Raw genomic sequence first — 15,646 nt, forward strand, 5'->3', positions numbered from 1 at the left:
TCCTGTGAAAGGAGACGAAACATGGTGTGGATCGTTATCGCCGTGGGAATCTCATTCATGCTGCTCATGGTCCTCTCGCTATGCAGGGCTGCTGCCCTGGGAGACCGGCAGCTTGACGCCATAGCCGCAAGGCAACATCATCGCACTTCCTCCCACGCGGAGGACTGACGGATTCCCCATCCGTCATTACGAAGGCTGGCGCATCGTTACAGCCGGCCATATTTTGCCCTGTCTGCTTTCCCCAGTGGGCGGGGCATCCTTCATCTTCAAGAATTAGGACAAGCAGAGAATCGAGGATCTCATGGATACCAGTGATGGGCACGGCGCACATGCGGCCGTCGTCGCCATCGTGTCGGTTCTGGCCGTCCCGGTGCTGATCCTGATGCCTCTGCTGATGGTCTCGCTGCTTATGGGCGGTGGTATGACGCAGACCGGCGATTCGGTATCCAACGTGCCGGACCAGTATTTGGCCGATGTGCGCAAGGCGGGGAGTGTCTGCCAGACGGTCACCGCCCCTGTGATCGCCGCGCAGATCGAGACCGAAAGCAACTGGAATCCCGGTGCGGGCAGTCCCGCCGGGGCCAGGGGCATCGCCCAGTTCATGCCCGCGACCTGGGCGTCCGTCGGCAAGGACGGCGACGGTGACGGCAAGGCGGACATCCTCAACGCGCATGACGCGATATGGACCCAGGGCAACTACATGTGCGGCCTGGCCGCGCAGATCGACGGCATGAAGGCCAAGGGCCTGTTCTCCGGCGACACCCTGCAACTCGCCCTGGCGGCCTATAACGCGGGGATCGGTGCCGTGCAGCGGGCCAAGGGCATACCCGCCTTCCAGGAGACGCAGGCGTATGTGCAGAAGATCCTCGCGCTGATGGCGAAGTACACCGATACGTCTGGCGCGACCGGCGATGCGGGTGGCGCGACCGCAGGCCAGTTGAAGCCGGCGCTGAGCATGAAAGCCGACGGACGGCACGTCAACATCGCCTCTATGGGCATCACCGACACGTATTACGGCGGGCCGAGCGGCTACCCGCCCAGGCAGTGCACCTGGTGGGTGGCGAACCGTCGCGCCAGCATCGGCCGGCCCGTGGATGCGCATATGGGCAACGGCGGCTTCTGGATCAGCAGGGCGCGCGCCCTGGGGTATTCGACCGGCCGTTCGCCGAAGCTCGGTGCGGCGATGTCGATAGCGCCCGGGGTGTTCGGCTCGTCGGGCATCTACGGGCATGTGGCGCTGGTCGAGCAGATCAACGCTGACGGCGGCATCGTGGTGTCCGAATCGGGGTCGTCCATGAGCGCCCCCCAATTGCGGACCTTCACCGCGCAGCAACTCCAGGCCGCCTCGTCCAGCGTCTGGTTCATCTACTAAAGGAACTTCGATGAAACACGCCACCACTCGCAGCGCCACGGCACTGACCCTGCTGCTCGCCCTGTCGGGATGCGGGTTCACGCAACCCTCGGCCAGTCCCTCAACGGCCACGGCCTCTCCCAAGGGGGTGGCGGCGCCGACGGTGGTGCCCGCACCGGCAGGCCTGACCATCCCCGGCGGCAAGGCGAAATGGCTGAGCATCCTTCCGGATCCGAACGCCACGGCATGGGATGATTCGACGGCCGTGGCCAGGGACTACACGATAGCCGTCCACACCTGGGACGCCACGCGGGACCTGACCGACGCGTATGCCGGACAGCGGGCCGCGCTGTGGGGTACGCGCCAACTGCAAGAGGAGCAGGCCGCATACGACGCCGACCAGGCCAAGGGGCAGGCGTACTTCAACCAGGAGGCGATCCACCGCTCCTGGACCAGCACCGCGATCACCTCGACGGGCCGTGACGGGGTTTCTGACGCATCCGACCGGGATGCCATCACCGTCAACTGGACGATGACCCCGCACCGGCGGGACAACACTAGGGCGCAGGCCCTGAGCGGCACCGATGACGTGCTGCTGTACAGGACCGCCGAGGGCCGCTGGCAGGTGCAAGGCTCCTCGACCAGACAGGACGTGCAATGAGCACGCCAACCCAACAGGCCACCCCGGTGACGGTGAGCATCGACGAGCGGGAAGGCGATCTGTGCATCAACGGCACGCACTCCCCGCTCGACGCCCCCGGCATGGACGCGCAGCGCGAGCAGGCGGTGTCGAGACTGCGCCTGCTCGCCAGGCTGCAACGCACCGCGTTCACGGTGACCATCAGCGGCAGCGGTGACACCACCATGCTGGACATCGACCGGCAGGGCGTCGTCACCGACACCACCCCGGTCGAAGAGACGCCAGCGGACACTGCCATCCAGGAAACGGCACCAGACGACGATACCGATGATCTTCTCGACGCCATAGCCGACACGGCGGCCCCCACCGGCGCGGATGCACCGGCGGTGAGGCCCGAGGCCGCGACACGACGGTTCGGCCGACGCCGGGTCATCGTGGCCTTCATCGCCGCCGGCACGCTGCTGCTCACGGCTGCGGGCGTCTTGGCCTCCCGCTGGTATGTCTCCGGCAGGCACGATGCGGCATTCACCTCGTGCCAGAGAGCGTCCAAGGATCTCGCCGCCTCCCGGAATGCGTTGCGACGGAGCCTCACGGACAGTGCAGCAGCCTCACGCATCGACACGGGCCAGGTCAGGGACCCGGCCACCGTAACCGCACTGCGCCAGGCGCGCAGCCAGGCGGATCTCGGCGGCGCCCCCGAGTGTGCCACGCGGATGGACACCGCACAACTCACCGCTCTGGCAGGCAAGCTCACCGCACTGGCCGCCACGGCCGACGGCCGGACATCGGCGATCGGTGTGGCTGTCGATGCGGTGGTGGCGTCGCGTGATGCGAAGGCGTTGGCGGATGCGAAGACGTCGCTTGCAAATGCGGTGAAGGCGGCCCAGGGCACGCTTGATTCGTCGCATGGCAAGGTCGCGGACAACGCGACGCGTGTGAAGTTGCAGCAGGCCATCGACGCGGCGAACAAGGTACTTGACGACAAGGGCGTGAAGACTGCGAAGCGGTACCAGGATGCGCAATCGTCGCTTGCCGGTCCGGTCAAGGGCGTGAACGACAGCGTGGCCGCTAAGGCTGCGGCCGACAAGACTGCGGCTGATAAAGCGGCCGCCGACGCGGCTGCCGCACAGGCGCAGGCCCCTTCTTCGTCCGGATCCTCAAGTTCGTCCCCGTCGAAGCGTCGTTCCCAGACATCGGGATCCGGGTCCTCGTCCTCGGGTTCCTCGACGCGTCGCGGAACCTCCGGCTCCACGGGATCGGGTTCCTCCGGTTCGTCGGGCGGGGCACCTTCATGGAGCGTGCCCGGAGCGGGCAGTGATGAAGGCAACATCGGCGGCTCGGATCCGGGACTGTGAACGGCGCGACGGATCCACCCAGTGAAAGGAGGTGAAGCGGTGTAGAGGCATACGGCCGACAGCCGGCCGCCACGGCGGCACACGACACCATACGGACAGCAGCAATCAATCAGCAAGGAGCATCATCATGCAGGTAACACAGACCATCACGGATCATGTGATCCATTGGACGGCGCAGACCGAGGCACAGACCGGGGTGCGTATTCTCGCCCTCCAGAATCCCGCGCCGCAGGCCCCTCCGGGAAGCGAGAAGTTCATGACGCTGATCGGCCTGGGCAAGTGGATCGCCCTGATCATCTGCGTGTTCGCCATCATCCTGGGCGCGGCCCTGTGGGCCATCCACGCCAGGCGTGGCGAGGACAGCGACGGCATCAACAAGGTGGGCATCGCCCTGATCGCGGTCATCATCATCTCGTTCGCCGCGAGTGTTGTCGGCTGGCTGGGGGGCTTCTAAATGAGGCGACGTACCATCACGGCGCTGCTGCTGCTCGCCCCGCTCGCCCTGACCTCCGGGTGCGGCTGGGGAGGGCAGACGGCGGCATCTTCCACCGGATCGTCATCCACCGTGTCACCGTCCTCGACGTCGACGGGTGCCACGAGCGTGCAGCCCAGCGTCTGCGGTCTGCCGGGTTCCGGGGACTCCACCACCCTCACTACGACACCGCATGTGGATGAATGGCGTTACGAGAACCAGACCCTGTGGCCGTACCCGTATGCGAAGAGCTACGGTCCCGGCGTCGTCAAGGACGATGGCATGCGCAGCTGCTTCTCCCATGACCCGCAGGGCGCGTTGTTCGCGGCGGCCAACATCGCGGCCATGACCACGGACCAGAACCTCATGAGCGACCCGGAGCATGCGATCAGCCTGTTCGGGAAAGGCTCGCAGTATGACCGTATGGCCGCGAAGATCCGCCAGCTCGGATCCTTCCCGGTCGGCAGCGCCTCAGATTCGCGTGGCACGCCGGCAGGCTTCCGGATTCTGGACTTCACGGACAGCGAGGCGACCGTGGACCTGGGATTCGTGGGCACGTCGGCCGGCCAGTCCGTGGATCTGAGCATCGTCTACCATCTCGTCTGGTCCGACGGGGACTGGAAGCTGCGCTGTGAGAAGGACATCCCCATCACGTCGGCCGTGATCCCCTCGTTCACCGGCTACACGGAGTGGAAGGTGAGCGGCTGATGGATTGGCTCGACCGGATCGGCGAGGTCGCCTCCACCATCAACCCGTTGAACATCGCCGGCACGGCGATCGGGAAACTCGTCAGCGGCATCTTCAGCATCATCGCCGGCCTGGTCAGCGACGCGGTCGGCGGCGCGGTCAGCTCGTTCGCCACGCTGTGGATGAAGGTGCCCACGCCGACCATATCCGGCGGCGATACGAAGGCCGTGAACCCCAGCGACACCGCCGGCATCATGCAGGCGTTGGGATACGTGAAGTGGATCAGCCTGGTCATGGCGGTGTTCGCCATCATCCTGCTCGCCGCCCGCTGGGCCATGAAGGCGAGGAGGGGCGATGGTGAGAACGCGTTCGGACGGCTCGGCGTGATCCTCGCCGCCGTCATCGGCATCTGCACGGCGACCGCCCTGGTCACTATGGTGTTGCAGACCGGGCCGAGCAGGGTCGGCGGCGTGGTCGGCAAGTTGCAGGCGCACCTGTGGTTCTACATGCTGGTGGCGGCCGCCATCAGCGTCATGGTCGGCATGGTCCGGCTCATGATGGCCAGGGACACGCAGCCGGCCGATGACACGTTGAAATCGCTGGTGCGGCTCATCGTGGTGGCCGGTGCCGGCACCACCCTGGTGCAACTGGCCCTGAACGCCGGCGACGCGTTCTCCACATGGCTGCTCAACGAGGCAACCGACCACGACTTCAACGCGGCGATCACCAAGGATCTGCAGATCAGCGGCCTGATGCCCGGAGGGGCGCTGCTCATCATCATCCTGGGCCTGCTGTCCCTGATCGCCTGCCTGGTGCAGATCGCGCTGATGATCCTGCGCTCGGGGTTGCTGGTCGTGCTGGTCGGGATCCTGCCGCTCGCTTCGGCCAACACCAACACGGAATGGGGCATGAACTGGTATCACAAGAGCCTGGGATGGCTCGTGGCGTTCGTCCTGTACAAGCCGGTAGCGTCGATCATCTACGCGACCTGCTTCTGGATGATCAGCGGCGGCGCATTCGGCGACCAGTCGGGCACCATCGCCGGGCCGATGGTGGGGTTCGTGTTCATGGTCTGCTCGATAGTGGCCCTTCCCGCATTGATGAAGTTCGCCGTGCCCGCCGTCAGTGCGATGGGTTCCGGTTCGGGGGGCGGCGGTGCAGCCGCGGCAGCCCCGACCGGGGCGATGATGCTCGCCCGCGGCTCCGCGTCCTCCGGATCCTCCTCCTCGTCGCCAGCCCCGGCATCCGGCGCGACGTCCGCGCCTTCGGGTGCGTCGACGGCCGGCGGATCCTCCTCCGGTGCGGCCACTGGCGGTGCCGCTTCCACTGGTGCAGGCGCCGCTTCCGGTGCGGCCGCTGGCGCCGGCGCTGCGGCGGGCCCCGTCGGCGCGGGCGTCTCCGCTGCTGCGGGTGCCGTCAAGAAGGCCAAGGGTGCCATCGAATCTGAGGCCGGCAACGACACGGGATCGTCCTCCCCGTCCGGTGCCGCTCCCGCACCTTCCGGCGGGACTTCCCAGGCCCCGGCGGGCGCGGCCACACCATCGGGCAGCGCGGCCCAGCCGGCCGCCCCGGCGGCCGCACCCCAGGCGTCCGGTGCCGCCAGCGTGCCCGACAGGACCACGGGAGGCAGCCAGGCATGAGCGCACACGACAATCCCATCCACAAGCCACGCACCTACGGCAACTGGATCGAACCCAGGACGCCGGGCATCATCCCCGGACTCGGCCTGCTCGGCAGCGCCCTGGTGTTCGCCGGCATCTTCCTCGCCCTGCCGTTCATGATGCTCAACCTGTATGTGCCGGCGATCACGATATTCCTGCTGACCTGCGCGTTCGCGTATCTGATCAGCAGGAAGGACGTGCACGGCAAGAGCATCGCCACGAAGATCATCGTCAAATGCGGCTGGTGGATGGCCACATGGAAAAGAGAGCACATGTTCAGAGGTGGAATACTCGGATACGGACCCGAGGGGTCCATGATCCTTCCCGGCCTGCTGGCCAGGACCCAACTGCTGCACGCCACGTCGGCCAACGGCGATTTCGGCGTGATCTACTGCCCCAGGCAGCACACCTACACGCTGGTGATCCGCACCTCGCCCAACGGCGAGGATCTCGTCGATCCCGGGCAGATGGACCGGTGGGTGGCCGAATGGGCGCAGAGCAAGGCCGACATGGCCGACGAACAGGGCCTGTTGCAGTACACGGTCACCGTCGAGACCTCCCCGGCGAACCCCCTGCAACTACGCCAGGAGGTCACAGGCCATGCTGACGTGAACGAACCCGATTTCGCGGCGTCGGTCATGACCAGCATCGTGGACACCTACCCGCAGGGATCCAGCCAGGCGAACGCCTACGTGGCGTACACCTACTCAGACCGCAGGGCCGGCGGACGCCGGCGCGGCAAGGACGTCATGCTCACGGAGCTCTCCTCGCGACTGCCCTACCTGATCCACAAGCTCCAGGCGACCGGAGCGGGGGCGTGCACGCCGATGAGCCCGGCGGAACTGTGCCGCTACGTGCGTATCGCCTACGATCCCGAGCAGGCCCAGCAGTTCGATTTGGCCGACATGCAGGGCATCGACGTGGATCTCGCCTGGAGGAACTGTGGGCCGATGGCCACCCAGGCGTCCTGGGACTCCTACCGGCACGACAGCGGCATCTCCGAGACCTGGGAAATGACCATGACCCCCAAGGGCGTGGTCCAGGCCACCATCCTCAAACGCCTCTTGGCAGCACAGCAGGACCTCATGCGCAAACGCGTCACCTGGATATTCCGACCCATCCCGGCGGAGAGGAAGCCGGACATCGTGGACCGTGACGTCAACCAGGCCGACTACGCGATCAACAGCGCCAAGAAGGCGAAGGCGCGCGACCGGCGTCGCGCCAGGGCCGTCAACCAGACCGCCGAGGAGGAATCCAGCGGAGCCGGCCTGGAGAACTTCTCATGCCTGGTCACCGTCACCCTGAACGGTCACGCCCAGGGCGAGGACCGCGCCGACGTGGCCTCGGCGATAGAGAACCTGGGGGCCACGGCCAGGCTGCGACTGCGACCGGTGTACGGCTCACAGGACTCCGCGTTCGCCGCCGCCCTGCCCCTGGGCCTGTCGCTCAGGCAGTACCAGGCGGTACCGGCCAAATATTCGGACATGCTCTAAGGAGGGCATCATGGCAGACATGCACGCACCCGCACGGTTCAAGGGATTCAAAGGACCGGCCGGCGGATGGAGCACGGTGGTGCAGGCCCCCAACGAGTGGAGGGCCAGCACCGCGCAGTCATGCGGCCTGTGGCCCTTCTCCGTCGGGGCGGGCACGCCCATGATCGGCGTGCCCATGGGACAGCAGCTGTTCACCGGCTCGACGCTGTGCTGCGACCCGATCAACTGGTTCATGCGCGCCCATCTGATCTCCAACCCCTCGGCGTTCGTCCTGGGCAAGCCGGGCCTGGGCAAATCTACCGTGATCCGCCGCTGGGCCGTGGGCTACGCCCACCAGGGCGTCATCACCATGTTCCTGGGCGACGTCAAGGGCGAGCACGTGCCCATCATCAAGGCGCTCGGCGGCCAGGTCATCACCCTGGGACCCGGCATCGGCTCCATCAACGTGCTCGACCCCGGCGGGGCGCTGCACGCGCTGGACAGTCTGACCGGCACGCTGCGCGAGGAGCTGCACAACGCGATCCACACGCGACGGCGCAACATGCTGCGTGCCCTGATCACCATCAGCCGTGGCACCAACCCCACCCAGCGCGAGGGCACCATCATGGACCGTGCGCTGCGCGTGCTGGACGACCGGTTCGCCACCCGGTCGCCGCTCATGAGCGACCTGCTCGACATCATCCGCGAGGCACCGCAGGAGGTGCGAGCCGTGGCGTTGGACCGTGGCGACGACGCCAGATACCGGGACATCACCGAGAACCTGGAATCCTCGCTCATCGACCTGTCCGGCAGCGGCGACATGGGTGACATGTTCTCCAACCACACCAGCGTGCAGATCGACCCGACACGACCCGTGGTGTTCGACATCCACGCCATCAACGAGGTGGACCAGAGCCTGCGCGCGGCCGCGCTCATGGCCTGCTGGGACGCCGGGTTCGCGGCCGTGGACGCGAACCACTACCTGGCCAGGCAGGGCGTGGCCCCGCTGCGCCACTATTTCCTGGTGCTCGACGAGCTGTGGAGCGCGCTGCGCTCCGGGTCGGGCATGGTGGACCGCGTGGACCAGGTCACCAGGCTCAACCGCACGTTCGGCGTCGGCCAGGCCCTGATCACCCACACCATGAGCGACCTCGAATCCCTGGCCGAGCCACAGGACCGGATGAAGGCCAAGGGCTTCGTGGAACGCTCCGGCATGGTGCTGTGCGGCGGCCTTCCCGAAGGTGAGCTGCCCTTGCTGAACCAGGCGATCAGCGTGTCCCGCGTGGAGATGGACCTTCTGAAATCATGGAGCGACCCGGGCGCATGGGACGAACGCTCAGGCGTCGAGTCCGATCCTCCCGGGCGTGGCAAGTTCCTCGTCAAGGTCGGCGGCCGTCCCGGCATCCCCTTCCACCTGAAGCTCACCGGCCAGGAACTCGACCCGAACGACACCAACCTGCTGTGGCACGCGCCACGGCGAACGAACGGCCGGGAGGCGGAACATGGCATCGAATAACCGCAGATCGCAGCCACAGGCGTACAGCGACACCACCATCCTCATAGTGGGCGGCCTCGCCGTCGCGGCGGCCGCCGCCTGGACCATCTGGGTGGCATGGCATCTGGGCATGCTGATACAAGACCGCCACATGCCGCACGTGGGCATGGGCACGCTCCTGTCGGGCCTGTTCCACGGGACCATCGCCTGGCCGGGCGTCGCCGGATGGATCATGGTCGCCGTGCAGATCGCGGTGTACACCGCCCTGATCGCCCTGTTCCTGATGATCCGGGCAGCACACACAGGCGGCCGTACCCGCATCGACGACAAGGCCAGGTATCTCGGCCGTGGCAGGGACATCGCCAGCCTCACCGGGAAACAGGTCGCCCTGGCCGCCAAGCGCCTCGGCGTGACCGGCGATACGGTGGGCCTGACGCTCGGCCGGCACATCCCCTCCGGCAAGACCCTGTACATGACCTGGGAGGACACGCTGCTCACGGTCGCCGGCCCCAGGACCGGCAAGACCACCTGCCTGGTGATCCCCTCCATACTCGACGCCCCCGGCGCGGTGGTCGCCACGTCGAACAAACCCGACGTGATCCAGGCGATCCGCGCGCCACGATCCGTGAAGGGCACGGTATGGGCGTTCGACCCGCAGCATATCAGCGACGAGGCGCGCACCTGGTGGTGGAATCCCCTCAGCTACGTCACCGACGACACGAAGGCCTTGCAGATGGCCGGATACTTCGCGGCCGCCACCACCGACCCCAACGCGAAAAGGGACGCGTTCTTCGACACGGCGGCCGAAAGCCTGCTCTCCTACCTGCTGCTCGCCTGCGCGCTCTCCGACCAGCCGATCACCCAGGTATGGCATTGGCTGACCAACACCAACGACACCAGTCCCGTCGACATCCTGCGCCAGGGCGGCTACCCGCTGCTCGCCGACAGCCTGGAAGCGGTCATCGAATACCCCGACAAGCAGAAACAAGGCGTCTACGGTTCCGCGCAGAACCTCTGCCGCGTGCTCACCAGCCCCACGATCACCGCCTGGGTGACCGACACCGGCGAGGGACTGCCCTGCCTGGACGTGCAGGACTTCGTCGGATCGAACGACACCCTGTGCCTCATGAGCCGCGAGGGCGTGGGCACGGCCGGCGCGCTCACCCTCGCGATCACGGCCGCCGTCACCGAGGCCGGCGAGGAACGCGCACGGCGCGAGGGCGGCCGGCTGCACGTCCCCCTGGTCATGGTCCTCGACGAGGCGGCCAACATCTGCCGGTGGCGCGAACTGCCCGACCTGTACTCGCACTACGGCAGCCGTGGCATCATCATCCTCACCTTCCTGCAATCCTGGTCCCAGGGCGAGCAGGCATGGGGGGACAAGGGCATGGAGAAGATGTACAGCGCGGCCAACATGGCCGTCTACATCGGCGGCGTCAAGGAGGAACCGTTCCTCAGATCCATGAGCGGCCTGCTCGGCGAATACGAGTACGTGTCCCGCCAGGTCGGCTACAGCCGTGGCGAGGGCAGCTCGACCATGAGCATCACCCGCGACCACATCCTCGACATCGACGACCTCGCCGCCCTGCCCAGGGGCCGCGCACTGCTCATGTCGTCGGGCAACCGTCCCGTCCTCATGAGGACCATACCCTGGATGGACAGGCCCGACGCCAAGGAAGTCATCGAACAGCAGGAGAAGGAGCGCCAGCATGGGCTTAGGTGAGGAGACGGCCAACCTGCTCGACGCGGCGTTCGAAGGGCCAGAACCCCAGGAGGAGACGCCCGAAGCGCCAGAGGCGCGGCTCGTGTACGCCAACGTGTACGAGTTCGTCTCCCAATGGCTCCGGTTCATGTACCGGCGCAACGTGAACGGCAAATCCGCGTACTGGAACGCCACCTGGTGGAACAGCCAGGAAGCCGAATCACGGCTCACGGAACTCTGGCGCACCTGGGAATACTACCGGCAGGACCCCATCGGCATGGCCTTCTGGTGGCGGGACTTCTGCGACCCGACCATGAGCATCCTCCTCAGCGAGGACGGCCCCTTCAAAGCGACCTGGGACGAGGACCGCGACCGCAGCAACGGGAAGGAACCCCTGGCCTGCGCGCCAGCACCCGAAGGCATGTTCAGGGACGAACGTGCCGACGGGAGGATGCCACCAACCAAACTCACTGGGACAGACCCTGTTGAAGCACGTTCCCGCCCCCTTTCCTGACACCCCGGGCTTTGGACGCCGTCTTGCCTCCCTTCCTCGCGGCGGCGTTCCTGCCGGCCACCGGCGCCTGGCTGGCGGACTGGCCGTGCGACACCTCGACCAGCATCCGCCCCTGTATCTCATCCTCGCCAACACCCTCGGCGCGCATCCGGTCGGCCTCACCCTGGATCCGGTCGGCACTGTCGAAGGCCATGCCTGCATCGTCCTGGGCCTGCCCGCGCTCGTTCTCGTCACGTTCGCGCAGCACCGCGTCGCCAGGCTTGTCGGATTGTGCGGTGTCAAGCGTCGATTCCAGCTCGTCCACGCGTGCCATGCTCTGCCCGGCCTCGTCACGCCGCTGCTCCGCCTGACCGTCACGGAGGGCCGCCGTCACGTTGAGTGAGTCGTTTTTGCTGATCGCGTCGATGATCGACGCCCTGTCGGGATGATCCGCGATCCTCACCCCGTAGCGTTCGAGCACATCCTGCTCGATCCTCTGGCGTGCCGCCTCCATCCGTTCGTCCCGGCCCTTCCAGGTGTCAGTGATCTGCACCAGGTCCGCGATCCGTTCCGGTGATGCCTGGTCGATCCAGCCTTCGGGCGTCGCGGCCTCGACCTCGCTTAGGCTTGAAGCGCGCAGCGCCTCGATCCTCTGGGTGATCTCCCGGCTGTCCCTGCCGTCACTGTCTGCGGCCTGCTCGTCATGTTGACTCCGCATGGCACTCATGGCCTCCAGTGCGATGCCAGCCAGCGTCGCCGTACTGCGAACCGGTGCCGTGGACCCCTGGACGATCTCCGCGTCCGAGGTGCCGTTCTCCATCATGTCCATGATCGTGTCCTTTCCTATGCTGTGTCTCAGCGTCCGTGTGACTGTTCCCGGTCGGTTCCTGACTGTTGCGGACGTGGGTTGGTCCTGATGCCGGTAAGCGCGCCGGCCGCCACCGAGGTTTCCGGGTGCGTGATGCGCACGAGGTCCTGCAACTGCGCCTCGCTGAACGTGCCCTTGCCGGTGCGGGCGGCGGACGCATGGGGTTCGACCTGCTGCTGCGCCTGGGGCTGGGATGTCTGGTCGGGGATGGGCAAGCCGCTCGCTATGACACTCAATTCGCCGAGCAGGGCGTCCTTGGTGATGCGCGCATGATAGGCGTCGCCCCTGGCTTGCATGGCCTGTTGGATCGCCAGGACCGTGGAGAACAACTGCCGGTACATGATGGCCTGCGCCATGACAGGGTTGCCGTTCGATTGCAGCGTGGACAACGCCAGTGCGGCGTGCATCATGACGGTCCTCGGCACCCTGGCGGGCGTTTGCTCCGGCCGGTAGGTCTGCGCGCTCCTGGATATCTGCCGCGCCGCCTCCGCGATGGGTCCGGGCGTCGCCTCGACCGCCCTGGACCAGGACGCGAACGCCCCAGCCGTGCTCCTGGCGACCTGCGACCAGGTATCACGGTCGTTGGGGTCGATGCTGCTCAACGCGCGGTTCATTCGCGCGATGTCATCGGCCACACGCTGCGGTGTTGGCGGCACCTCTCCAGGTTGCGGGTGAGCCACGCGCCTGCCCTTGAACGCGGCCATCCACTCGTCACCGGCCTCACTGGCTGCGGTGAAGGAATCGGTGGTCCATGCCTCGCGCAGGCGGGGCAGTCTCAGGTCACGGGCGAGCGTGCCTCCCCCATACCAGACTGGACGCTCACCGTACAGAGGTTTCAAGGCGACCGAGTAGCCGGTGACCACATCGTTCCCGCCCTGCGCGAACCGTGGCCTGACCAGGATGCCCTGGCCGCGAAGGCGACGCACGAAACCCGCCTCGTCACGTGAGGTCTGGGCGGCGGCGCGGATCCTGTTGGCCAGATCATGGCGCGGCTGGTCGGCGTTCAGCTGGATCGCCGTCAATCGTTGGCGTTCCGGGACGGGCAGCGTACCCCAGGATGTCTCCGGGGATTCGGCGTGCAGCTTCGCACGGGCTCGACGGCGCGCCTGCGCCTCACGCTCCCCCGGCTGCCATCCCCTGGTGGCGCTCCTGGTGTTCTCGATGCCGAGTTCCTCCAGGCCATGTTCGTGTTCGAGCTGACGGCACACGTCCTGCGCCTTCTGGTAGTCGTGCCACACCCATGCCTTCGTGCCGTCGGAACGGATCTGGTTCAACGCGATGTGGATGTGGTCGTTGCCCTCCCCATGCTCGCCCGAACGTCCGTGACGGATCGCGGCCCAACGGCACACGCCCTTAGTGCCGTCCGCGTCACCGAATCCCATGCGCTCCACGAACTCGTGGGCGATGGCCTGCCATTCCGTATCGGACAGCACGCCATCCTCCCGGCTGATAGCCAGGGAGCAATGCCACACGTTCCCGCCACGCATCCGCTCACCGAACCGGCGTGACGTATTATCCAAATACGAGCCAAGCTCGCCCGCGACGGAGGCGTCCAACTCGACACCAGTGAACGACAACTCACTCCAATCGTCACCGGCGACAACATGCTGATCAACATGCTCGTTATGCCGGCCACTGCCGGCCAGGTACCGGATCAATCCCTGCATGCGACTGCCGCGTGTGATGTTCGGGATCATAGGCACTTCTCGATCATCAAGTCGATCAGCCTCTGGGAGTCATGCAGCAAAGGGCGCATCTCCTCGACCAGGCGGAGCACCTCCCCGTCCAGCACGATGCCCTGGCCGTTCGCCACCCGGGCGACCTGGTTGATGTTCGTGCCCACCTTCGCGATCTGGGTCGCAAGCCGCGTCGCTTTGTCCCGAAAGTCGACCAGCTCGCCCTTGGTCACAGCCTGTTCCTCGACATGGGGAGCCAACAACGTTTCACGCGCATACATGGAAAGATTCAACCGCTGCGGACCACCCGAGAGACCGGACCTCAAAGCCCAAGCCGCAGCATGCTCGACGAGACGGACCTTCTCGACCTCGTTGAGCCGGATATGAAAGTCCAGTCCACGTTCTTTGGCCCCGTCGCCACCAGCGCCGGTGATGGCCTCGGCAAGATCGTCCTCCGGTTCATCACTCATGCCAATCACCATCCCCTTAAGAGCCAGCGCAGCGACCACAGGCAAAGCCCGTGGATGATCCGACAGGATCCCATCGCCACGCACCACAGTGCGATCAAGCGTGAATGTGTACACATTCACCTTAGCTTGCTACTGCCCAATAATATCATAAATGTGCCCATTATGGTCATTATCGGCTATACTGACACTCAAAGCACCACTGAAATCCGCGTGTGGGGTCGGTAGGACGACACCACCGAAAGCAGTATCCCCACCATAAGAAGAGAGCCCGAGATGACATCGAAAACAGCGGAAGAAACCATCAAGGAACTGCACAACGAACTGAATGCGACGAAGAAAAGTCTCGACCAGTTCCGCAAAATCACCGGCGAGATCAAGCAACGCGCAGAAGAGGCACACCAACTCCTGGAACAACTCAAATCAAACCCCAACCTCAGCGAATCACAGATATTCGAGTCGGCAGACGTGCCGAAAAACGTGCAACGCTTCATCAAGTCCATACCAAAGGCCAGGGATGACGATACGACGCGTCCACAGACTTCGCACGAGGATGCTCCTGTTTTTGAGCATAATGATGCGTGATTTGTTCTTCATTGGCAATTAGTAATGCCCCGCATTTGCGGGGCATTACTAATTCAGTACGGTTGAAGACCTGCACTGTTTTCATGCTGGTATTGGCTTGTGCTTCTATTCTTCTTGACTGTTTTGGTCTGCGATTTCCTCGATGTTGTCGATGAGTATTTCCATGTCCAATGCCGAGGCATTGTAGGGGCCGTAATGAATGTGGCCGCATATTCTTGCCTGTTCGGCGTCGATGAGGGGTTGAACGAGTTCAAGGTATTCTTCGTTGATGTACGTGTGCCCGCGCGTGGGAATGTAGCCGTATGCCATGAGGTTGACGCTTACCGGGTCGGCTCCCATGTTGCCCATCTCGTCTCTGCACACCGTCATCAGTGCCAGTGAACTGTCTGCTTGGAACCGGCAGACTGTGTAGGTTATCGGTTCGCCGAACCCGTTGGTGCCGGTCAGTTCATGTCCTTGACTGTCGTTGAGATATTGCATTGTTGCTTCTTTCCCTTGTGCGGTTCCAATCATTTTTTTGGAACTTCTTGAACGATTTCCACGGACGCGGTGGAGCGCACGAATGCAAGCCGCAGCGGCACGAGAGAACACGCCTGCGGCGTGTGACCGGAGTGGCGAGAAGGCCCGAAGGCCCGTGCGCGGCGGCCGGCTTTGCCGACGCATCCGGGTTGCATGAGGCAGCACCGGCGCTACAGTGGAATGAGTCAAGAAGGGACGAAAAA

General features: G+C 65.3%; 16 protein-coding genes. 12 read left to right on the forward strand and 4 right to left on the reverse strand.

The features are described from left to right. Positions 1-21 precede the first annotated feature (21 nt). The 11 genes from QN215_RS09245 to QN215_RS09295 all read left to right on the forward strand — a co-directional run bounded on the left by QN215_RS09245 (position 22) and on the right by QN215_RS09295 (position 11,349). On the forward strand, positions 22-168 hold the full coding sequence (locus tag QN215_RS09245) for a hypothetical protein (RefSeq protein ID WP_156958303.1): 147 nt from the start codon (positions 22-24) through the stop codon (positions 166-168). A gap of 133 nt (positions 169-301) precedes the next feature. Then, complete coding sequence (locus QN215_RS09250) at positions 302-1,372, forward strand: CHAP domain-containing protein (protein ID WP_369344012.1); 1,071 nt, start codon at positions 302-304, stop codon at positions 1,370-1,372. A gap of 10 nt (positions 1,373-1,382) precedes the next feature. Next, positions 1,383-2,012, forward strand: a complete 630-nt coding sequence (locus tag QN215_RS09255; RefSeq protein ID WP_369344013.1) for a hypothetical protein — start codon at positions 1,383-1,385, stop codon at positions 2,010-2,012. Next, positions 2,009-3,346, forward strand: a complete 1,338-nt coding sequence (locus tag QN215_RS09260; RefSeq protein ID WP_051867427.1) for a hypothetical protein — start codon at positions 2,009-2,011, stop codon at positions 3,344-3,346. The genes QN215_RS09255 and QN215_RS09260 overlap by 4 nt, the downstream gene beginning before the upstream one ends. Before the next feature lie 127 nt (positions 3,347-3,473). Next, positions 3,474-3,800: a hypothetical protein gene (locus tag QN215_RS09265; RefSeq protein ID WP_051867428.1), complete on the forward strand. Its 327-nt coding sequence runs from the start codon at positions 3,474-3,476 to the stop codon at positions 3,798-3,800. After that, positions 3,801-4,526 carry a hypothetical protein gene (locus QN215_RS09270; protein ID WP_369344014.1) on the forward strand — a complete coding sequence of 242 codons (726 nt, stop codon included), beginning with the start codon at positions 3,801-3,803 and terminating at the stop codon, positions 4,524-4,526. It begins immediately after the preceding gene. Next, complete coding sequence (locus tag QN215_RS09275; RefSeq protein ID WP_369344015.1) at positions 4,526-6,145, forward strand: hypothetical protein; 1,620 nt, start codon at positions 4,526-4,528, stop codon at positions 6,143-6,145. The genes QN215_RS09270 and QN215_RS09275 overlap by 1 nt, the downstream gene beginning before the upstream one ends. Beyond that, positions 6,142-7,659 carry an SCO6880 family protein gene (locus QN215_RS09280; protein WP_369344016.1) on the forward strand — a complete coding sequence of 506 codons (1,518 nt, stop codon included), beginning with the start codon at positions 6,142-6,144 and terminating at the stop codon, positions 7,657-7,659. Before QN215_RS09275 ends, QN215_RS09280 begins: the two co-directional genes overlap by 4 nt. 10 nt (positions 7,660-7,669) lie before the next feature. Beyond that, positions 7,670-9,154 (forward strand): ATPase, encoded by a 1,485-nt coding sequence (locus QN215_RS09285; protein ID WP_369344017.1) that lies wholly within the window; start codon positions 7,670-7,672, stop codon positions 9,152-9,154. Further along, positions 9,141-10,856 (forward strand): type IV secretory system conjugative DNA transfer family protein, encoded by a 1,716-nt coding sequence (locus QN215_RS09290; protein ID WP_369344018.1) that lies wholly within the window; start codon positions 9,141-9,143, stop codon positions 10,854-10,856. The genes QN215_RS09285 and QN215_RS09290 overlap by 14 nt, the downstream gene beginning before the upstream one ends. Then, on the forward strand, positions 10,843-11,349 hold the full coding sequence (locus QN215_RS09295; RefSeq protein WP_369344019.1) for a DUF4913 domain-containing protein: 507 nt from the start codon (positions 10,843-10,845) through the stop codon (positions 11,347-11,349). Before QN215_RS09290 ends, QN215_RS09295 begins: the two co-directional genes overlap by 14 nt. Here QN215_RS09295 and QN215_RS09300 read toward each other — a convergent pair. Genes QN215_RS09300 through mobC form a run of 3 tightly spaced genes read right to left on the reverse strand, consistent with a single transcriptional unit; the run spans position 11,303 to position 14,342 of the window. Beyond that, entirely contained in the window at positions 11,303-12,157 is an 855-nt protein-coding gene (locus tag QN215_RS09300; protein WP_369344020.1) for a hypothetical protein, read from the reverse strand. The genes QN215_RS09295 and QN215_RS09300 overlap by 47 nt on opposite strands. Before the next feature lie 26 nt (positions 12,158-12,183). Next, complete coding sequence (locus QN215_RS09305) at positions 12,184-13,893, reverse strand: relaxase/mobilization nuclease domain-containing protein (protein WP_369344021.1); 1,710 nt, start codon at positions 13,891-13,893, stop codon at positions 12,184-12,186. Next, positions 13,890-14,342, reverse strand: coding sequence for a plasmid mobilization relaxosome protein MobC (gene mobC, locus QN215_RS09310; RefSeq protein WP_369344022.1), 453 nt, complete (start codon positions 14,340-14,342; stop codon positions 13,890-13,892). The genes QN215_RS09305 and mobC overlap by 4 nt, the downstream gene beginning before the upstream one ends. A 273-nt stretch (positions 14,343-14,615) precedes the next feature. On the opposite strand from mobC, the gene QN215_RS09315 reads away from it, so the two are divergent. Then, positions 14,616-14,924, forward strand: coding sequence for a hypothetical protein (locus QN215_RS09315; protein WP_369344023.1), 309 nt, complete (start codon positions 14,616-14,618; stop codon positions 14,922-14,924). 105 nt (positions 14,925-15,029) lie between these two features. On the opposite strand, the gene QN215_RS09320 is transcribed toward QN215_RS09315, so the two are convergent. Then, complete coding sequence (locus tag QN215_RS09320; RefSeq protein WP_369344024.1) at positions 15,030-15,404, reverse strand: hypothetical protein; 375 nt, start codon at positions 15,402-15,404, stop codon at positions 15,030-15,032. Positions 15,405-15,646: the final 242 nt, after the last annotated feature.

Source organism: Bifidobacterium sp. WK041_4_12 (assembly GCF_041080795.1).
Taxonomy (GTDB): domain Bacteria; phylum Actinomycetota; class Actinomycetes; order Actinomycetales; family Bifidobacteriaceae; genus Bombiscardovia; species Bombiscardovia aquikefiricola.

Excerpts from the sequence above, each read along its gene's own strand:
- QN215_RS09245 (WP_156958303.1), top strand. The coding sequence starts at position 22 with ATGGTGTGGATCGTTATCGCCGTGGGAATCTCATTCATGCTGCTCATG.
- QN215_RS09250 (WP_369344012.1), top strand. The coding sequence starts at position 302 with ATGGATACCAGTGATGGGCACGGCGCACATGCGGCCGTCGTCGCCATC.
- QN215_RS09255 (WP_369344013.1), top strand. The coding sequence starts at position 1,383 with ATGAAACACGCCACCACTCGCAGCGCCACGGCACTGACCCTGCTGCTC.
- QN215_RS09260 (WP_051867427.1), top strand. The coding sequence starts at position 2,009 with ATGAGCACGCCAACCCAACAGGCCACCCCGGTGACGGTGAGCATCGAC.
- QN215_RS09265 (WP_051867428.1), top strand. The coding sequence starts at position 3,474 with ATGCAGGTAACACAGACCATCACGGATCATGTGATCCATTGGACGGCG.
- QN215_RS09270 (WP_369344014.1), top strand. The coding sequence starts at position 3,801 with ATGAGGCGACGTACCATCACGGCGCTGCTGCTGCTCGCCCCGCTCGCC.
- QN215_RS09275 (WP_369344015.1), top strand. The coding sequence starts at position 4,526 with ATGGATTGGCTCGACCGGATCGGCGAGGTCGCCTCCACCATCAACCCG.
- QN215_RS09280 (WP_369344016.1), top strand. The coding sequence starts at position 6,142 with ATGAGCGCACACGACAATCCCATCCACAAGCCACGCACCTACGGCAAC.
- QN215_RS09285 (WP_369344017.1), top strand. The coding sequence starts at position 7,670 with ATGGCAGACATGCACGCACCCGCACGGTTCAAGGGATTCAAAGGACCG.
- QN215_RS09290 (WP_369344018.1), top strand. The coding sequence starts at position 9,141 with ATGGCATCGAATAACCGCAGATCGCAGCCACAGGCGTACAGCGACACC.
- QN215_RS09295 (WP_369344019.1), top strand. The coding sequence starts at position 10,843 with ATGGGCTTAGGTGAGGAGACGGCCAACCTGCTCGACGCGGCGTTCGAA.
- QN215_RS09300 (WP_369344020.1), bottom strand. The coding sequence starts at position 12,157 with ATGGACATGATGGAGAACGGCACCTCGGACGCGGAGATCGTCCAGGGG.
- QN215_RS09305 (WP_369344021.1), bottom strand. The coding sequence starts at position 13,893 with ATGATCCCGAACATCACACGCGGCAGTCGCATGCAGGGATTGATCCGG.
- mobC (WP_369344022.1), bottom strand. The coding sequence starts at position 14,342 with ATGAGTGATGAACCGGAGGACGATCTTGCCGAGGCCATCACCGGCGCT.
- QN215_RS09315 (WP_369344023.1), top strand. The coding sequence starts at position 14,616 with ATGACATCGAAAACAGCGGAAGAAACCATCAAGGAACTGCACAACGAA.
- QN215_RS09320 (WP_369344024.1), bottom strand. The coding sequence starts at position 15,404 with ATGCAATATCTCAACGACAGTCAAGGACATGAACTGACCGGCACCAAC.